The organism is Streptomyces sp. S.PB5, assembly GCF_030403745.1.
In the GTDB taxonomy this organism is placed as follows: domain Bacteria; phylum Actinomycetota; class Actinomycetes; order Streptomycetales; family Streptomycetaceae; genus Streptomyces.
On record NZ_JAQMWP010000029.1, the window covers coordinates 78613 to 95659 of the forward strand.

The 17047-nt window shown below is 68.6% G+C and carries 16 protein-coding genes and 1 rRNA gene; 3 read left to right on the plus strand and 14 right to left on the minus strand.

Features of this window, described 5'->3' with window-relative positions; genetic code table 11:
- Positions 1-6 precede the first annotated feature (6 nt).
- The 5 genes from PH203_RS44930 to PH203_RS44950 form a co-directional block, all read right to left on the minus strand.
- Positions 7-1716 carry a uroporphyrinogen-III synthase gene (locus PH203_RS44930; protein ID WP_289928256.1) on the minus strand — a complete coding sequence of 570 codons (1710 nt, stop codon included), beginning with the start codon at positions 1714-1716 and terminating at the stop codon, positions 7-9.
- On the minus strand, positions 1713-2672 hold the full coding sequence (hemC, locus tag PH203_RS44935; RefSeq protein ID WP_289928257.1) for a hydroxymethylbilane synthase: 960 nt from the start codon (positions 2670-2672) through the stop codon (positions 1713-1715). Before hemC ends, PH203_RS44930 begins: the two co-directional genes overlap by 4 nt.
- On the minus strand, positions 2669-4438 hold the full coding sequence (locus PH203_RS44940; RefSeq protein WP_289928259.1) for a glutamyl-tRNA reductase: 1770 nt from the start codon (positions 4436-4438) through the stop codon (positions 2669-2671). The genes hemC and PH203_RS44940 overlap by 4 nt, the downstream gene beginning before the upstream one ends.
- Entirely contained in the window at positions 4435-5211 is a 777-nt protein-coding gene (locus PH203_RS44945) for a redox-sensing transcriptional repressor Rex (RefSeq protein WP_289928261.1), read from the minus strand. The genes PH203_RS44940 and PH203_RS44945 overlap by 4 nt, the downstream gene beginning before the upstream one ends.
- A gap of 236 nt (positions 5212-5447) precedes the next feature.
- A complete protein-coding gene (locus tag PH203_RS44950; RefSeq protein ID WP_289928264.1) occupies positions 5448-5732 on the minus strand; it encodes a glutaredoxin family protein in 285 nt (94 codons plus the stop codon).
- 117 nt (positions 5733-5849) lie between these two features.
- Between PH203_RS44950 and PH203_RS44955 the strand changes: the two genes are divergently transcribed.
- The 3 genes from PH203_RS44955 to PH203_RS44965 all read left to right on the plus strand — a co-directional run bounded on the left by PH203_RS44955 (position 5850) and on the right by PH203_RS44965 (position 9343).
- Positions 5850-6788, plus strand: a complete 939-nt coding sequence (locus PH203_RS44955; protein WP_289928266.1) for an HAD-IB family hydrolase — start codon at positions 5850-5852, stop codon at positions 6786-6788.
- A 296-nt stretch (positions 6789-7084) separates the two neighbouring features.
- Positions 7085-7855, plus strand: a complete 771-nt coding sequence (locus PH203_RS44960; RefSeq protein WP_289928269.1) for an ECF subfamily RNA polymerase sigma factor, BldN family — start codon at positions 7085-7087, stop codon at positions 7853-7855.
- 246 nt (positions 7856-8101) lie between these two features.
- The gene (locus tag PH203_RS44965; protein ID WP_289928270.1) at positions 8102-9343 is read left to right on the plus strand and encodes a DUF5667 domain-containing protein; all 1242 of its coding nucleotides are present in this window, start codon (positions 8102-8104) and stop codon (positions 9341-9343) included.
- A 184-nt stretch (positions 9344-9527) separates the two neighbouring features.
- Here the strand turns inward: PH203_RS44965 and PH203_RS44970 are convergent, their stop codons facing one another.
- The 9 genes from PH203_RS44970 to rrf all read right to left on the minus strand — a co-directional run.
- The gene (locus tag PH203_RS44970; RefSeq protein ID WP_289928273.1) at positions 9528-10574 is read right to left on the minus strand and encodes a lysophospholipid acyltransferase family protein; all 1047 of its coding nucleotides are present in this window, start codon (positions 10572-10574) and stop codon (positions 9528-9530) included.
- A 14-nt stretch (positions 10575-10588) separates the two neighbouring features.
- Positions 10589-11650 carry an NAD-dependent epimerase/dehydratase family protein gene (locus PH203_RS44975; protein WP_289928275.1) on the minus strand — a complete coding sequence of 354 codons (1062 nt, stop codon included), beginning with the start codon at positions 11648-11650 and terminating at the stop codon, positions 10589-10591.
- A 274-nt stretch (positions 11651-11924) separates the two neighbouring features.
- Positions 11925-12023, minus strand: coding sequence for an AURKAIP1/COX24 domain-containing protein (locus PH203_RS44980; RefSeq protein ID WP_003948845.1), 99 nt, complete (start codon positions 12021-12023; stop codon positions 11925-11927).
- A gap of 157 nt (positions 12024-12180) precedes the next feature.
- The gene (locus PH203_RS44985; RefSeq protein WP_004984898.1) at positions 12181-12393 is read right to left on the minus strand and encodes a helix-turn-helix domain-containing protein; all 213 of its coding nucleotides are present in this window, start codon (positions 12391-12393) and stop codon (positions 12181-12183) included.
- A 129-nt stretch (positions 12394-12522) separates the two neighbouring features.
- Positions 12523-13338 carry a phosphatase gene (locus PH203_RS44990; protein WP_289928276.1) on the minus strand — a complete coding sequence of 272 codons (816 nt, stop codon included), beginning with the start codon at positions 13336-13338 and terminating at the stop codon, positions 12523-12525.
- Positions 13339-13804: 466 nt separating this feature from the next.
- Positions 13805-14977: an acetoin utilization protein AcuC gene (locus PH203_RS44995; RefSeq protein ID WP_289928277.1), complete on the minus strand. Its 1173-nt coding sequence runs from the start codon at positions 14975-14977 to the stop codon at positions 13805-13807.
- Positions 14928-16142: an MFS transporter gene (locus PH203_RS45000; RefSeq protein WP_289928278.1), complete on the minus strand. Its 1215-nt coding sequence runs from the start codon at positions 16140-16142 to the stop codon at positions 14928-14930. The genes PH203_RS44995 and PH203_RS45000 overlap by 50 nt, the downstream gene beginning before the upstream one ends.
- Before the next feature lie 120 nt (positions 16143-16262).
- The gene (locus tag PH203_RS45005; protein ID WP_289928279.1) at positions 16263-16907 is read right to left on the minus strand and encodes an HAD family hydrolase; all 645 of its coding nucleotides are present in this window, start codon (positions 16905-16907) and stop codon (positions 16263-16265) included.
- Between the two features lie 61 nt (positions 16908-16968).
- Positions 16969-17047, minus strand: a 5S ribosomal RNA gene (rrf, locus tag PH203_RS45010); the annotation flags it as partial.

Genomic DNA, 17047 nt, shown 5'->3' on the forward strand with positions numbered 1-17047 from the left:
AACCCCTCAGGTAGTGGTCCGCCGCCGCCGAGCCCCAGGCCGCCGCTCACTGGGCCGAGTGACCGGATCCCCAGCCTCCACAGCGGAAGCCCGCCGCTTCAGCCCGAAGTCGGCCAGCGCCTCGGCGAGCTTGTGCACGGACGGCTCGGGAGCCATCACATCCACCCGAAGCCCATGCTCCTCGGCGGTCTTGGCAGTGGCAGGCCCGATACAAGCGATGACGGTCACGTTGTGCGGCTTCCCGGCGATCCCCACCAGGTTCCGCACAGTGGAGGACGACGTGAACAGAACGGCATCGAAGCCGCCCCCCTTGATCGCCTCACGCGTGTCCGCCGGCGGCGGCGACGCCCGCACGGTCCGATACGCCGTGACGTCGTCGACCTCCCACCCGAGCTCGATGAGTCCGGCGACCAGCGTCTCGGTGGCGATGTCGGCGCGCGGCAGGAACACCCGGTCGATCGGATCGAAGACGGGATCGTAAGGCGGCCAGTCCTCAAGCAGCCCCGCAGCGGACTGCTCCCCGCTGGGCACGAGATCCGGCTTCACACCAAACGCAACGAGCGCCTTGGCGGTCTGCTCACCCACCGCCGCGACCTTGATGCCCGCGAAAGCACGCGCGTCGAGCCCGTACTCCTCGAACTTCTCCCGCACGGCCTTGACGGCATTCACGCTGGTGAAAGCGATCCACTCGTACCGCCCCGTCACCAGCCCCTTGACCGCCCGCTCCATCTGCTGAGGCGTCCGCGGCGGCTCGACGGCGATCGTCGGCACCTCGTGCGGCACGGCCCCGTACGACCGCAGCTGGTCGGAGAGCGACGCCGCCTGCTCCTTGGTACGAGGCACAAGCACCCGCCACCCGAACAAGGGCTTGGACTCGAACCACGACAGCTGCTCACGCTGAGCAGCGGCAGACCGCTCACCGACCACGGCTATCACCGGCCGCCCGCCCTCCGGCGAGGGCAGCACCTTGGCCTGCTTGAGCGTCTGGGCGATGGTCCCGAGCGTGGCGGTCCAGGTCCGCTGACGAGTGGTAGTACCAGCCACCGTCACGGTGAGCGGCGTATCGGGCTTGCGCCCGGCGGCAACCAGCTCACCGGCGGCAGCGGCGACGGAATCAAGCGTGGTCGACACGACCACGGTCCCATCAGACGCCCCGACCTCGGTCCAGCACCGGTCGGAAGCGGTCCGCGCATCCACGAACCGCACATCCGCGCCCTGCGCGTCCCGCAACGGCACACCCGCATACGCAGGCACACCCACAGCGGCGGCGACACCGGGAACGACCTCGAACGGCACCCCCGCGCGGGCGCACGCCAGCATCTCCTCGGCGGCGTACGCGTCGAGCCCGGGGTCCCCGGACACCGCACGCACGACCCGCCTGCCGCCCCGCGCGGCCTCCATGACAAGATGTGCGGCATCCCGCACGGCGGGGACTGCAGCGGTTTTTGACGCACCGTCAACAACCGTCAGTTGAGGCGCGCCCGTGCCCGGATGCGGATCCGACGAGGGATCCGAATCCGTGTCCACGACGGCGACGCCTGAGCGAGCGTGGACGCGTACGACGTCGAGCACCTCGTGCTCGGCGACGAGAACGTCCGCGTTCCCCAGCGCCTCGACGGCGCGCAGAGTCAGTAGCCCCGGATCCCCGGGTCCGGCACCCAGAAAGGTGACGTGCCCGTGTTCAGGTCCGGCGGCAGGAAGGGCGGTGGGGCTCACTGTGCTCGCTCCCCCATCAGACCGGCCGCGCCCTGGGCAAGCATCTCGGCAGCGAGTTCACGGCCGAGCGCCATTGCTTGGTCGTACGTCTCGGGCACGGGACCGGTGGTGGACAACTGCACCGTACGAGAGCCGTCGGTGGTACCGACGACGCCTCGCAGGCGCATTTCCTTGACAATCTGCCCGTCGGCCAGCAAGTCGGCCAGCGCGCCCACAGGGGCGCTGCAACCGGCTTCCAGGGCGGCGAGCAGTGACCGCTCGGCGGTCACGGCGGCCCGCGTGAACGGGTCGTCGAGCTCACCGAGCGCGGCGATCAGGTCCGCGTTGTCCGCGGTGCATTCGATCGCGAGTGCTCCCTGGCCGGGAGCGGGCAAAACCGTGTCGACCGACAGGAAGTCGGTCACCTCGTCGATGCGCCCGATGCGGTGCAGCCCGGCCGCGGCCAGCACCACCGCATCCAGCTCACCGTCATGCACATACCGGATCCGGGTGTCGACGTTCCCCCGGATCGCAACGGTCTCGATGTCCAGCCCATGGGCGCGTGCGTACGCGTTCAGCTGGGCCATCCGCCGCGGCGAGCCCGTACCGATGCGGGCGCCGCGAGGCAGGTCGGTGAACTTCAGGGCGTCCCGGGCGACGATGACGTCCCGAGGGTCCTCACGCAGCGGGATCGCGGCGAGCGAGAGCTCGTCGGGCTGCCCGGTGGGCAGGTCCTTCAGCGAGTGCACCGCGAAGTCGACCTCCCCCTTGAGGAGGGCCTCCCGCAGCGCGGTCACGAACACCCCCGTACCGCCGATCTGCGCGAGCTGCTCCCGCGACACATCGCCGTACGTGGTGATCTCGACGAGCTCGACGGGCCGTCCGGTCACCTGGCTCACGGCGTCCGCCACCTGCCCGGACTGGGCCATGGCGAGTTTGCTCCGCCTGGTCCCGAGCCTCAGCGCCTTGTTACTCATGCCGGCCCTCGGTTCTTGCTGGTGTTCTCGGTGCTGTCCTCGGCCCGGGACACGGCGGCCACCGTCTCCTGGTCGAGGTCGAACAGGGTCCGCAACGCGTCCGCGTACCCGGCACCACCGGGCTCGGCCGCGAGCTGCTTGACCCTGACGGTCGGCGCGTGCAGCAACTTGTCGACGACACGCTTCACGGTCTGGGTGATCTCACTGCGGTGCTTGTCGTCGAGCGCCGGCAGCCGCCCTTCGAGCCGGGCCATCTCACTGGCGACGACATCGGCGGCCATGGTCCGCAGCGCCACGACGGTGGGCGTGATGTGCGCGGCCCGCAGCGCGGCCCCGAAGGCGGCGACCTCATCGGCGACGATCCGCCGGACCTGGTCCACATCGGCGGCCATCGGCGCATCGGCGGAGGCCTCAGCCAGCGACTCGATGTCCACGAGCCGCACTCCGGCGATCCGATGCACAGCGGCATCGATGTCCCGGGGCATGGCCAGGTCGAGCAGGAACAGCACAGGCGCGGGCTGCGGAGCAACAGGCTCAGGCCTGCGCCGCTCAGGAATCCGCCCACCGGCGGCAGCAGCGGCAGCGAGCGCGGCAATGGCCTCAGCCTCATCGGCCGGGCTGTGGCTCCGGGGAATCCCGTTGTCAACCCAGGCGGCATGCTGCTCAAGCTCAGCGGCAGCCATCCCGGCAACGGCAGCTTCCCCCAGCACGGAGAACCCAGCGGTGCCCTGAACGGCGTTCAGATCAAGAGGACAGTTCTCATCATCGCCCGCTCCGCTCAAGCTGCCGGCGGTCGGCCCGCCCAAGCTGCGGGCATTCGTGCCGCCTGGGGCGGCACGGGTGGGCGCAGGCGGCACCCCGTAAGCGCCGGGCTGTGCAACCCACCCGGCCCCAGCCCCACCCCCGGCCCCAGCCCCACCCCCGGCCGCACCCTCAACAGCCGAAGCCACAGCAGAAGCCGTGAGCACAAGCCCGGTCGCACCCGTACAAGACACCACAACATCGGCACGTGTCAGCTCGCCCGGCACCGCATCCATCGGTACCGCCCGGGCCACCACATCCGTGTCGGCGCCCTCGTTCAAGATCTCGGCAAGCCGCTCAGCCCGCTCCGAGGTCCGGTTGGCGACCACGATCTCCGCCACCCCGGCCCGCGCCAGCGTCGCCGCAGCCAGCGAGGACATGGACCCGGCGCCGATGACAAGCGCCTTCTTCCCGGCGGCCCAGGCCCCCACAGCCGTACCGGAGGCAAGCTGCTCCAGCCCGAACGTCACGAGCGACTGCCCGGCCCGGTCGATCCCGGTCTCGGAGTGTGCCCGCTTGCCGACCCGGAGCGCCTGCTGGAACAGATCGTTCAGCAACCGCCCAGCGGTATGCAGTTCCTGCGCCTTCGCAAGCGAGTCCTTGATCTGCCCGAGGATCTGCCCCTCTCCGACGACCATGGAATCGAGCCCACAGGCGACGGAAAACAGATGATGGACAGCCCGGTCCTCGTAATGCACGTACAGATAGGGCGTGAGCTCCTCAAGCCCGACCCCGCTGTGCTGAGCAAGCAAGGTCGACAGCTCAGCCACACCCGCATGGAACTTGTCCACATCGGCGTACAGCTCGATGCGATTGCACGTGGCCAGCACCGCCGCCTCGGCCGCCGGCTCCGCCGCGACCGTGTCCTGCAACAGCTTCACCTGAGCATCCGCGCTCAACGCCGCCCGCTCCAGCACGCTGACCGGAGCACTGCGGTGGCTCAGCCCTACGACGAGGAGACTCATGCCGGCATCACGGCGGGTACGTCCCCGTCGGGCCCTTGATCGGCGGAGGCGGAGTCGGAGTCCCCGCGCCCGGCGGCGACCGCACCGGCGCCATCGCTCCCGGCGGCTTCCTCGCCGGCCTTGCGCTGCTCATGGAACGCAAGGATCTGCAGTTCGATGGAGAGATCGACCTTGCGCACATCGACCCCGTCCGGAACGGACAGCACGGTGGGCGCGAAGTTCAGGATGGAGGTGACCCCGGCGGCCACGAGCCGGTCACAGACGGGCTGGGCGGCACCGGCGGGAGTGGCGATGACACCGATGGACACGCCGTTGTCCTGAATGATCTTTTCCAGGTCGTCGGAGTGCTGCACGGGAATCCCGGCGACGGGCTTCCCGGCCATCGCGGGATCGGCGTCGATCAGGGCGGCGACCCGGAACCCACGGGACGCGAACCCGCCGTAGTTGGCGAGCGCGGCGCCGAGGTTGCCGATACCGACGATCACGACCGGCCAGTCCTGGGTCAGCCCGAGCTCACGGGAGATCTGATAGACGAGATACTCGACGTCGTAGCCGACACCGCGCGTTCCGTACGACCCCAGGTAGGAGAAGTCCTTGCGCAGCTTGGCGGAGTTGACCCCCGCCGCGGCCGCGAGCTCCTCGGAGGAGACCGTGGGTACCGAGCGCTCCGACAACGCCGTCAGCGCGCGGAGGTACAGCGGAAGCCTGGCGACGGTGGCCTCGGGAATCCCTCGGCTACGGGTCGCCGGTCGGTGAGTTCGGCCAGTTGCCACGGTGCTCCTGCGGGTAGAGCGGGGCTGCAGGCGGTCACACGTACCCAGACCGCCCCGTCGAAAGCAGGCTATGTCTTTGTGAACGCGTGCACAAAGATGGTGTCCGATTTGCCCGGCCAACGTGACCGGGGTCACGCGCGTATCTCTCGGGGGCAAAACCGCACACTCTCCTCAACAATCCCGCCCCCCAGGACCAAGTCGCCATCGATCCTAAGCGACCGATGGGACCAGTTGGACTACTCGGTCAGTGCCTTCCTGAGCCTCTTCTCGTCCACCCGCCAGAACGTGTGCTGGGCTCCGTCGACCAGTACGACGGGGATCTGTTCCCAGTACTGGTCGTGGAGTTGAGGGTCCTGGGAGATGTCCTTCTGCTCCCAGGGAACACCGAGTTCCCCACAGACTCGCTCGATGATGATCTGTGCGTCATCACACAGATGACACCCCGGCTTACGGACGAGTGTGACCAGCCGCTCCTGCGGAACCGGCGCCTTCCGGCGAAAAAGGGGACTCATGTCAGCCATTCTCGCGCGCCGGGCGTCCCACCAGGAGCGCTTGTTTAACGGCCCGGTCGCGGAGAGTTCACACCCTTCAAACCTCTCGACTCCGGAAGCTCCGAACAAACTGGCTATGCTCACGCCATGGCCGCTCTCGGATGGCTCACTCCCCGTAGGCGCTCCGCCACGGCGCGGAGCGTGTTGGCAGGCGAGGCCTCGGCGGAGGCCGCGCGCAAGTCGTCACAGGAGGTCGAGGAGATCTCGACCGCAGGCTCCGGCCCAGGTGAGGAACCGGAGTTCCCGGTACTCGGCGACGACAAGGCGGCCGCCTTCTTCGACCTCGACAACACCGTCATGCAGGGCGCCTCGCTGTTCCACTTCGGCCGCGGCCTGTACAAGAGGAAGTTCTTCGAGACCCGCGACCTCGCGAAGTTCGCCTGGCAGCAGGCCTGGTTCAGGCTGGCCGGCATCGAGGACCCCGAACACATGCAGGAGGCGCGGGACTCCGCCCTCTCCATCGTCAAGGGCCATCGCGTCTCCGAGCTGATGTCGATCGGCGAGGAGATCTACGACGAGTACATGGCCGAGCGCATCTGGCCCGGCACCCGGGCCCTCGCCCAGGCCCACCTGGACGCGGGCCAGAAGGTATGGCTCGTCACGGCGGCCCCGGTGGAGATCGCCCAGGTGATCGCCCGCCGCCTCGGCCTCACGGGCGCCCTCGGCACCGTCGCGGAATCGGTCGACGGCGTCTACACGGGCAAGTTGGTGGGCGAGCCGCTGCACGGCCCCGCGAAGGCGGAGGCGGTCCGCGCCCTGGCCGCGGCGGAGGGCCTGGACCTCTCCCGCTGCGCCGCCTACAGCGACAGCCACAACGACATCCCCATGCTGTCCCTGGTGGGCCACCCCTACGCGATCAACCCGGACACCAAACTCCGCAGGCATGCAAGGGAACTGGACTGGCGGCTGCGTGATTACCGCACCGCCAGGAAGGCCGCGAAGGTGGGCATCCCCGCGGCAGCGGGCGTGGGGGCGGTGGCGGGAGGGACCGCGGCCGCGATCGCTTTGCATCGCCGCCGCCGATAACCCACCTGAATTCCCTCACCTCCCCCGTTCCAGTCCTCTTGTCGGCACACGGCCACAACGCGCCCCGACCCTGACCGGAACTCGATCCCAAACGATCAACAAACGGTCACTCTCCGGCACTTGAACGGCCGCCATTCGGTTACAGAAGCGACGTAATCGATGATTTGAGCAACTGGGTGTAGCAGTGCCTGCACGAAGCGTTATTCTCCTCAGACGCAAACCGGTACCCCTCCGTCGCTACGACGGGTGAACGGTCCCGCACTGCACGTGATGGAAGCTCTGCCTCTGGGAGTCCCGTGTACCCACACGTCGGGGTTGACGCCTCGGGCCTGGCTACGCTGCGCGCAACGGTTCACAACCTCCTGCGCTTCGTCCCCACCGCGTACGCCGTCCCCGCCCTCGCCGTAGCCGCGGCACCGATCGGCCCGTGCTACGCACTCGCCGACGGTTCCGCGGCCGTCGGCAGACGAGGGCGTTCGACCGGCACCACCACCGCTCGCCGCCCGGCCGCGGACAGCGACAGCGCCCGGATGATGGACCTGGTCGAGCGCGCCCAGGCCGGCGAGGCCGACGCCTTCGGACGCCTCTACGACCAGTACAGCGACACCGTGTACCGGTACATCTATTACCGGGTGGGAGGCAAGGCGACCGCCGAGGACCTCACCAGCGAGACGTTCCTGCGCGCGCTGCGCAGGATCGGCACCTTCACCTGGCAGGGCCGCGACTTCGGCGCCTGGCTCGTCACCATCGCCCGCAACCTCGTCGCCGACCACTTCAAGTCGAGCCGCTTCCGCCTCGAAGTGACCACCGGCGAGATGCTCGACGCCAACGAGGTCGAACGCTCGCCCGAGGACTCGGTCCTGGAGTCCCTCTCCAACGCCGCGCTCCTGGAGGCCGTACGTCGCCTCAACCCGCAGCAGCAGGAGTGCGTGACCCTGCGCTTCCTCCAGGGCCTCTCGGTCGCCGAGACGGCCCGTGTGATGGGCAAGAACGAAGGCGCCATCAAGACCCTTCAGTACCGGGCCGTCCGCACCCTCGCCCGGCTCCTCCCGGACGACGCGCGCTGACCGCGGGCGCCGACCGGGCACTCTCCGCAACGCCCAACTCACGGTCAGTTAAAGTCTGTTGACTTCGAGATCCGATCATCCGTCGTCCGTAACCCAAGTGCCGCGCCGCTCGTTGTGCGGGATGCAGGCTCCCTGTGGTCACTCTCTGGCCGACTTCGATCACTCGATCGTGTGTAAGTGGTCAGGGCGTGCAACCCTCAGGACCCCCTGGGGAGTCGACCGTCATGACGAGAGGAGGTGCCGCCAGTGATCGCGAACGTATCGGCACACCGGCGGGCGAACGCCTTCGCCCAGGCCCTGGAGGAGCAGTCCGACCGGGGCCCGGCGGCCGAGCAGTCCGAAGGACCGGACCCGGCCAGCGCAGCCGCGGAACAGACCGAGCAGGGCCGCATGTTGGCCCTCGCGGAATGTCTGGACGAGCTGCCCCGGCCGAAGCTGGATCCCGAGGTCAAGGTCGTCCAGCGGGCCCAGCTGGTGGCCGCGTTCGAGGCCATGCTCCAGGAAGGCACGCTCGGAGGCGAGGCAGCAGAACCCTCGGTGCCCGAACAGCGCTCGCATCGCGCGCGCGGCGCACACCGGGCGTCCCCGCTGGGCAAACTGCGACCGCGTTCCCGGCTGACCAAGGGCCTCGCGGCCGGCGGCCTCAGCGTCGGGGTCGCCGCAGGAGCCTTCGGCGGAGTCGCCGCGGCCAGCTCGGACGCCCTCCCGGGCGATTCCCTCTACGGCCTCAAGCGCGGCATCGAGGACTTCAAACTCAACTACATGTCCGACGGGGACGACGAACGCGGCCAGGCCTATCTTGACCAGGCCTCCACCCGCTTCAGCGAGGCCCGTCGCCTCATGGACCGCGACCGCGGCGGCCAACTCGACCACGAGTCGCTCGGTGAGATCCGCCGCGCCCTGTCCGGGATGCAGCACGACGCGTCCGCGGGCCACCGCCTGCTCCACGAGGCGTACCAGCGCGACCCGGACTCCCTCGGCCCCATCCAGGCCCTCGACGCCTTCTCCCGCTCGCACCGCGAGGCCTGGGGCGCGCTGCGCGACCGGCTCCCCGTCCAGCTCGGCGACGTCAGTCAGCAGGTGTCGTCGGTGTTCGACGCCATAGACGAAGAAGTGGCCCCGCTGCAGTCCCTGCTCCCCCAGCCCCCCGCCCAGGGCGGCGGCACGGGCCAGCGCCAGGGCGGCTCGAGCTCGGCGTCCACCGGCACCTCCGGCTCCGACCGCTCGGCGGCCCCCAGCAGCGGCCAGGGCACCTCGGACAACAGCGGCTCGAACGGCAGCAAGAGCCCGAGCAACTCGTCCACCTCCGGCAGCTCCGACGACGGCCTCCTCGGCGGCAACACCGGCGGCCTCCTGAACCCCACGGAGGACAGCACCAGCAGCGCCTCCCCGTCCACCAGCACCCCGACCCAGCCCGACGTCACCCTCCCGCCCCTGCTCCCGGGCCTCCTACCCGGCCTCGGAATCGACGGCGAGGACGCGAGCTAGTTCTTTCCGGTACGACGATGGGGGCGCCCTCCGCGAGGAAGGGCGCCCCCATCGTCGTACGCCCAGAAGAACACCGACCGCCGCTGCACCAGCAGCTTGGCCCCCCTGTCTGCTGCTCTCGCACTGCTCCCCAGGCTTCGAACAGCTGCGCCGGACTCCGTCCGACGGCTCCATGCAGCCTCGGTCAGAAGAACACCGACCGTCGCTGCACCAACAGCTTGTACAACGTGTGCTGGATCTGCTCCCTGACCTGATCCGTCAGGTTGAACATCAGCATCGGATCCTCGGCAGCCTCCGGCGGATAGCCGTCCGTGAGAATCGGCTCGCCGAACTGGATCGTCCACTTGGTCGGAAGCGGGATCGCACCCAACGGGCCGAGCCACGGGAAAGTCGGCGTGATCGGGAAATACGGGAAGCCGAGGACCCGGGCGAGCGTCTTCGCGTTGCCGATCATCGGGTAGATCTCCTCCGCGCCGACGATCGAGCACGGGATGATCGGCGTCCCCTTGCGCAGAGCCGTCGAGACGAAACCGCCGCGGCCGAAGCGCTGGAGCTTGTAGCGCTCGCTGAAGGGCTTGCCGATGCCCTTGAAGCCCTCCGGCATCACCCCGACCAACTCACCCTGTCCAAGGAGCCGTTCCGCGTCCTCCGCGCAGGCCAGGGTGTGGCCGAGCTTGCGGGCGAGTTCGTTGACCACCGGGAGCATGAAGACCAGGTCCGCGGCGAGCAGCCTGAGGTGGCGCCCGGCGGGGTGGTTGTCGTGGACGGCGACCTGCATCATCAGGCCGTCCATCGGGATCGTCCCCGAGTGGTTGGCGACGATCAGCGCGCCGCCCTCCGTCGGGATGTTCTCGATGCCCTTCACCTCGACCCGGAAGTACTTCTCGTACACCGGCCGCAGCAGGGACATCAGGACCTGGTCGGTCAGCTCCTCGTCGTAACCGAAGTCGTCGACGTCGTAGTCCCCGGTGAGCCGGCGGCGCAGGAAGGCCAGCCCGCCCGCGATCCGCCGCTCGATACCACCGTCGCCCTGCGCCTTCTCCGGCGGCTCTTTCTCACGCGTCACAGGGACATCATCCTGCGCCGGCGCCCTGCTGGGCAGGGGCTGGACCTCACGGACCAGCGAGGGCTCCTTACGTCGGCTCCCCGCACTCCGGCGCCGCGACGGCCGCTGTACGGCGGCCCCACGGGACCTGTCGTCGTCGAACGGAATGACCTTGGCGTCCGCCATCGTTGATGCGCTCCTCAGTTGGCGCTCTGCGTCGGGGGGTGGCCGCCGCCCAGGACGGGCAGCGCGGCGATCCGGTCGACGGCCCCCGCAAGGGCCTCCGGCGGCAGCAGTCCGGGCCCGCGACTGCGCGCGAAGTCCGCGAACGTCTCCGCCGTCGTGTACTTCGGCTGGAATCCGAGCGTCTCCCGCATCTGGGCCGTGGCCACGACCCTGCCATGTGTGAGCAGCCGGATCTGCTCGGGCGAGAAGTCCGTCATCCCGAGCGTACGCACCAGCGACCCGGCCCAGGTGACCGCCGGCAACAGCAGCGGCACCGTCGGCCGTCCCAGCCGCCGCGAGCACTGCGACAGCAGCAGCACCCCGTCACCGGCGATGTTGAACGTCCCGCTGTTGAGAGTCCCCCGCTCCGGCTCGTGCGAGCCGATCCGCAGCACCTCGATCACATCGTCCTCGTGCACGAACTGCAGCCGCGGGTCGTACCCGAGCACGGTAGGCAGCACAGGCAACGAGAAGTAGGAGGCCAGCGGCGTATCCGCGCTGGGCCCGAGGATGTTGGCGAAGCGCAGCACACACACGGCCACATCGGGCCGCCGCCGCGCGAACCCCCGCACATACCCCTCGACCTCGACCGTGTCCTTCGCGAAGCCGCCGCTGGGCAGCGACTTCGGCGGAGTGGTCTCGGTGAAGACGGCGGGATCCCGGGGCGCGGAACCATACACATTCGTACTGGACTTCACGACGAGCCGCTTCACGTTCGGCGACTTCTGGCAGGCACCGAGCAACTGCATGGTGCCGATGACGTTGGTCTCCTTGACCGTGGTCCGGCTGCCACTGCCGAGCGCCATGGCCGTCACATCCAGGTGTACGACCGTGTCGGCGCCCGTCTCGGCGAGCACCCGCGCGATGGTGGACTGCCGGATGTCGGCCTGGATGAAGTCGGCACCGCCCAGATGGTGCTCCGGCGGCACGGCGTCGACGGCGATCACCCGGTCGACCTGCGGGTCACGCTGGATCCGTCGTACGAACCGGCCCCCCAGCTGACGGGCCACTCCGGTCACGAGCACGACCTTGCCCAAGATTCAGCGCCTCTCTTCCAGCACTCGTCCGCTGCGTACCCTGCCGCGTTCCCCGTGTGCCGCCAACTTAGCGGGTCGATGTTGCGCTGTGATGACCGCCCAATGCACGAAGTCACGACAGCGGCAGACGTACGACCAGACCCGGCCAGTCGCTGTCAGACGTACGCACGGCACCCCGGCGTCCGATTCCGGATACGCGTGTGGCCCCCCACCGGGTGTGGTGGGGGGCCACATTCACGCTGCTTACGCGGCGTCGTACTACCAGCAGCCGAAACTACTTCTTGTTACGACGCTGAACGCGCGTGCGCTTGAGCAGCTTGCGGTGCTTCTTCTTAGCCATCCGCTTGCGCCGCTTCTTGATAACAGAGCCCACGACTACCCTCGCTCACTTCTCATCACTCGGCGTTTGGGCGCCATGGGCCCATACGACCTACGAGGGGCTAGCCTACCCGCCCGAGCGCTGAGCTCGTAATCGAGGGGGGAAGGGGAGATCCCTGATGTGCCCTGAGGACCTCCCCACCCCACAGCCGTCAGGCGGTTTCCACCCCCACATAGCTCTCGCGAAGGTACTCGTGAACCGCTTGCTCGGGGACGCGGAAGGACCGCCCCACCCGGATCGCGGGCAGATGACCGCTGTGCACCAACCGGTACACGGTCATCTTCGACACTCGCATCACCGAGGCGACTTCCGCCACGGTAAGGAACTGAACCTCGTTCAGAGGCCTCTCGCCAGCTGCAGCCATGACACACCTGAACCTTCCGCACTCGACGGCCACCGGCTTCCCCTTCCGGTGACTCTTCGTCGTTGCGTGCTCACTCCCCAATGTAGGGGCGGGTGATGCGAGTGGGGAAGAGGTGCACCCATCGGCGGCCTACTGTGACAGACACGCTCGATTGAGTACGTAGCGGGTAAGCGGCCGGTAGTAATCAGACCGCACAGCGTCATCAAGTGGAACGACTACGGACACGACGCCTTCGGCCTCCCCCACGAACAACGCGGGGTCATCCGTGTCGGCCAGCCCAATGGCCTCAAACCCCAGCTGACCTGCCCCGCAGACCCACCCGTGGTCCCCGATGACAAGTTCGGGAAGCAGCCCGCCCTGCTCCGCGGCGGCGGCGAGCGCGACCCGAACCGGGAGGGGTGAATGGCTGTGTGCGCCGGTCGCACAACCGGGGCTCGACGCCGCCGGATCTCGCACGAGCGCGACTCCTCGTACGTAGTCAAGGTTGTACGTGCGTAGACCGAACCGGGTCGTTATGTCGACACAGCGACCATGCGCAGGGGTGAGAACGGTACATCCAGCCGCCGACAACGCGTCCGCGAGGGCGGCGTAGAACCCGAGCAGCCGATGCGGATGCCCGGTCCCAAGAAGCACAGGAACCCGCCGCTGCGCAGCCGCCCCGACACGGTCGGCAAAGGCATCCAGCGCGGCCAAGGTTCGCTCAGGATCGATCACATCGTGTCCTTGGGTATGCCGAGGATCGCTCGAAACACCGCACTTATCGGCCATCAACCCGATCAAATCCCGCTGCCCCCAAGTCCATTCGGGATCGATCCCGATCAGCACCCTCGGATCCCGAGCAGCAAAGAGCCGATAGCTCCGCAGACTCTCCTCCCGAGAGGTAGCCACAGGCCCGGCCAGACGAGCAGCCAACAGGTGCGCGCGCAGGGCGCCGGTGCTCAACACGGGAGTGATGCTGACGGATCCACCCCCCGAACGACACGGGAACAGAGAAACACCGCACAGTTGGCGTAACGGGCGGGAGTGGGGTTGGAAGTGGGTACGGGCGCGGATGGCGAGAACGAGCGGCATCCCAGCCGAAGGCCCCGTACCGCATCAACCGACACCCCGCCCCCGCTAGCCTGCGGTCAGGCGTGCCCCATCCACCCCGCCCCCTTGGCCCGCGGTCAGGCCTGCCCCATCCTGACGCCCACCCCCGCACCCGGCCTGCAGGCAGCGCATCTACCGCCGCCACTTAGCCTGCGGGCAGGCGTGCCGCTAGGGGCGGCACGGGTGGGCGCAGGCGGCACCCCGCCAGCGCCGGCGAGCGAACCCACCCACGCCCAGCCGTCTCGGCCGCAACCTCTGTCCCAGCCCCAGCCCGACGCCCAACCCAACCCAGCGCAGCCCAACCCAGCGCAGCCCAGCCGCCTTACGCCAACAACCCCCGCAACGGAAACACCGCCCGCCGAGCCGCCAGCACAGCCTGGTCCAACCGATCCGCAGGGTCGTACCCCGCCTCCCAGTCCGCCCAACTCACCGGCCACCGCCCATCAGTCATCCGCATGGGCGCCAACTGCCGCGTACGCGCGAACGCTTCCTGCCGCCAGCTCTCAGGAATCACACTCTCCGGCGCCAACTCCCGCCCCGCAGCGATCGCAACGAGATGCGTCCAGGACCGCGGCACGACCTCAACGACCGCGTACCCGCCCCCGCCAAGCGCCACCCACCGCCCATCGGCGTAGGAATGCGCCAGCTCATGACACGCCACCTGCACAGCCCGCTGCGCATCCAGTGACACCGCCAGATGCGCCAGCGGATCCTCGAAATGCGTATCGGCCCCATGCTGAGTCACCAACACCTGCGGCCGAAAGTCGGCGATCAGCTCCGGCACCACCGCATGAAACGCCCGCAACCACCCCGCGTCCCCCGTCCCCGCCGGCAGCGCCACATTCACCGCGCCGCCCTCCGCCGCGCCCGCGCCTGTCTCCTCCGGCCACCCGGTCTGCGGGAACAACGTCCGAGGATGTTCATGCAGGGAGATCGTCAGAACCCGAGGATCCTCCCAGAACGCCGCCTGCACCCCGTCCCCGTGATGCACATCGACATCGACATAGGCGACCCGCTCGGCCCCGAGCTCCAACAGCCGCGCGATGGCAAGCGAGGCGTCGTTGTAGATACAGAACCCCGACGCACCCCCCGGCATCGCATGATGCAACCCACCCGCGAAGTTCACCGCATGCAGCGCGTCCCCGGCCCACACGGCCTCCGCCGCCCCCACCGACTGCCCGGCGATCAGCGCGGACACCTCATGCATCCCCGCGAAGGCCGGATCATCCAGGGTCCCGATCCCATACGCCCCGTCGGCCGCCCCAGGATCCGCCGAGGCCGACTTCACGGCCGCGATGTAGTCCTCCCGGTGCACCAGCCGCAACGTCGACTCCCCGGCCGGCTTCGCCGATACGACGTCCAGGTCCCGCTCCAGCCCGAAGGCGCTGACGAGCCTCCGGGTCAGGGCAAGCCGGACCGGATCCATCGGATGGTCCGGACCGAAGTCATAGCCCGTTACTGCCTCGTCCCACATCAGCTGTGCGCGGCCGCTCATGTCCGCCACCGTATCGGTCCGATTGAGCGTCGAACGACCGGGCGTACACAAGCGTCACCAGCACCAACACCATCGGAACGAGCATGGCCCCCCGATAGCTCCAGGCATCCCCGAGCGCCCCCACCAAGGGCGAACCGATCAAAAACCCGACATAGTTGAAGACGTTGAGCCGAGCAACGGCCGCATCGGACGCCCCCGGGAACAACCGCCCGGCCGCCGCGAAGGTCTGCGGTACGAGCACGCACAACCCGAGCCCCAGCAACGTGAACCCGAGCATCCCGACCCAGGCCCCCGGCGCCACAGCCACCACCGCGAACCCGAGCGCGGCCACCACAGCCCCCACCCGCACGACCACCACGGCCCCGAGCCGCCGCACCCCGAAGTCCCCGATGGCCCGCCCCAGCAGCGTCGTCACCATGTAGACGTTGTACGGCACGGTCGCCAGCTGCTCACTACTCCCCAACACGTCCTGCAGATACTTCGCACTCCAGTTGGAGACGGTCGAGTCCCCGATGTAGGCGAAGGTCATCACCAGACACAGCGGCAGCAACAGCTTGAAGGCAACGCCCCCGCCCTCGGAGTCTTCCTTCTCCACCACCGGCTCGGCACCGCCGTCGACGTACCACCGACTCCCGACGAGCGCGACCGGCAGCAGCACCGCCACAACAGGCAGATACGACACGAACAGCGCGAGATCCCAGTGCGCCCCCACCCAAGCCAGCGAGGCGCCCACGATCCCGCCCAGACTGAACACGGCATGGAAGCTGAGCATGATGCTCCGCCCGTACGCCCGCTGCAGGCTCACTCCGAGCATGTTCATCGACGCGTCCAGCGCACCCACGGCCAGCCCGAACGCGCCCAGCGCAACGCCCAGTTCAGCCATCGACTCGCCGGCACCGACCCCGAGCAGCGCCAGGAGCACAACGGGCTGGGACCAGCGCAGCACCCGGCTGGGCGGTATTCGCTTCACCAGCTTCTCGGTGGACACGCTCCCGACCCCGGCGAGGATCGGCACCGCGGCCAGAAACGCCGGCAGCAACGCGTCGGAGACCCCGTACCGGTCCTGGATGGCCGGAATCCGGGTCACCAGCAGGGCAAAGGCGACCCCCTGAGCGAAGAATCCGAACGCCAACGAGGCCCTACCGCGCCGCAGCACATCAGTCATGGCGGCGAGCGTAGGGCCCATGACTACCCGTGGGTAGATCCAGCCAAAGATGAATTCTCTTCATCTTTACCGAGGAGGGCCGTCAGGCGGCGACGAGGGAGCCGTTCCCAGGCCGCAGCCTCAGTCCAGGAGCCCTGCCAACTCCCCCATGTCGGAGAACAGCTGCGTGGCACCGACAAGCCTCTCCGCAGGCGTCATCGCGGTGAACCCATACACATCCATCCCGGCCGCGACCGCCGCCTGCACCCCGAGCGGGCTGTCCTCGACGACGACACACCGCTCCGGAGCGACCCCCATCCGCTCGGCGGCATAGAGGAAAAGATCCGGCGCCGGCTTCCCACGCCCCACATCCTGCGAACTGAAGATCCGCTCCTCATCGAACCACCGATCAAGCCCGGTGGTTCGATGCCCCACCCGAATCCGCTCATGACTCCCGGACGACGCCAAGCAGTACGACACCCCGTCCGCCGCCAGCTTCTCCACCGCCCCCACAGCCCCGACAACGGGCTTCAACTCCCGCTCGAACGCGGCGAAGACCCGCCCATGAAAGACATCATCGAAGTCCGCCGGCAACCGCTCCCCGGTCCGCTCCTCGATCAGGTCATGGATCCGATGCATGGCCGACCCCATGTAGTCCCGGATCGAGTCCTCATACGACGTCGGATGCCCGAGCTCGGTCAGATAGGCGGCCAGCAAACGGTTGGAGATCGGCTCACTGTCGACGAGAACACCGTCATTATCGAAGATCACGAGGTCATAGCGCATGCCATGAAGCGTAAACGCAAAAAGGCCCACGCCTGACGGCGTGGGCCTTTTCTCAAAATTTGTTCGGCGGCGTCCTACTCTCCCACAGGGTCCCCCCTGCAGTACCATCGGCGCTGTAAGGCTTAGCTTCCGGGTTCGGA